General features: G+C 68.0%; 1 protein-coding gene. It reads left to right on the forward strand.

Features of this window, described 5'->3' with window-relative positions:
* Positions 1–67: 67 nt before the first annotated feature.
* Positions 68–1,251, forward strand: a protein-coding gene (locus tag ACZ7JZ_RS36050) for an IS3 family transposase (protein ID WP_470947411.1) whose coding sequence is annotated in 2 segments (ribosomal slippage) — positions 68–355 and positions 358–1,251 — 1,182 coding nt in all. Because the reading frame shifts where the segments join, the coding sequence is not laid out codon by codon here.
* Positions 1,252–1,284 lie beyond the last annotated feature (33 nt).

Here is a 1,284-nt window from a genome sequence, read left to right on the forward strand (position 1 = left end):
GGGACTGCTGCAGGGTTGAGTGACACCTGACCTGGCTTGCTGAGAAGCGGCCTGGAAGGATGTTGTCGTGCCCAAGCCCTATCCCAAGGAGTTCCGCGAGGACGTCGTGCGGGTCGCACGCAACCGCGAGCCCGGTGTCACGCTGGAACAGGTGGCCGCCGACTTCGGAGTCCACCCGGCCTCGCTGACGAAGTGGCTGCGCCACGCCCAGACCGAGAACACCACCACCAGGCCGGCGACGGCGTCGGCCGAGTCGGCCGAGCTGCGCGAGGCCCGCAAGCGGATCCGGATGCTCGAGCAGGAGAACGAGGTCCTGAGGAAGGCCGCGGCCTATCTGTCACAGGCGAACCTGCCGGCAAAATGATGTACCCGCTCGTCCGCGAGCTGGCCGCCGCCGATGCCCCTGCAAGGGTGCCGGTGGCGGTGACGTGCCGGGTACTGGGTCTGGCCCGCCAGCCCTACTACCGGTGGCTGGCCTCACCGGTCACCGACGCGGAACTGACCGAGGCCCACCGGGCCAACGCCCTGTTCGACGCCCACCGAGACGATCCGGAGTTCGGCCACCGCTTCCTCGTCGACGAGGCAAGGGCAGCCGGCCAGGCGATGGCCGAGCGGACCGGATGGCGAATCTGCCGCGACAACCGCTGGTGGAGCGTGTTCGGGAAACGCAAAGGCCGCGGCAAGAACGCCAAGGCGGGACCGCCCGTCCACGACGATCGGGTCCGGCGCGACTTCACCGCCCCGGGCCCGAACCGGCTGTGGCTCACCGACATCACCGAACACGCCACCGGCGAGGGCAAGCTCTACCTGTGCGCGGTCAAGGACGTTTACTCCGGCCGGATCGTGGGCTACTCCATCGACGCGAGGATGAAGTCCAGCCTCGCGGTCTCCGCCCTGGAATCCGCCGTCGCCCGCCGCGGCCAGGTCGCCGGATGCATCGTCCACTCCGATCGCGGATCTCAATTCCGCGCAAGGAAGTACGGGGCCGTTCTCGCACGTCACAGCCTTATCGGCTCGATGGGCAGAGTCGGTGCGGCAGGCGACAACGCGGCCATGGAGAGCTTCTTCGCGCTGCTGCAGAAGAACGTCCTGGACCGCCGACCCTGGCGGACCAGAAACGAACTCCGGATCGCCATCGTGACCTGGATCGAGCGCACCTACCACCGCAGACGGCGCCAGGTCCGCCTGGGCCGATTGACGCCCGTCGAGTACGAAACCATCATGGCCCCTCACACAGCACTCGCTGCGTAAACCCCAACTGTCACCCGATCACGCAGCAGTCCC

The sequence above is a fragment of the Streptomyces sp. NPDC038213 genome, from assembly GCF_055600495.1.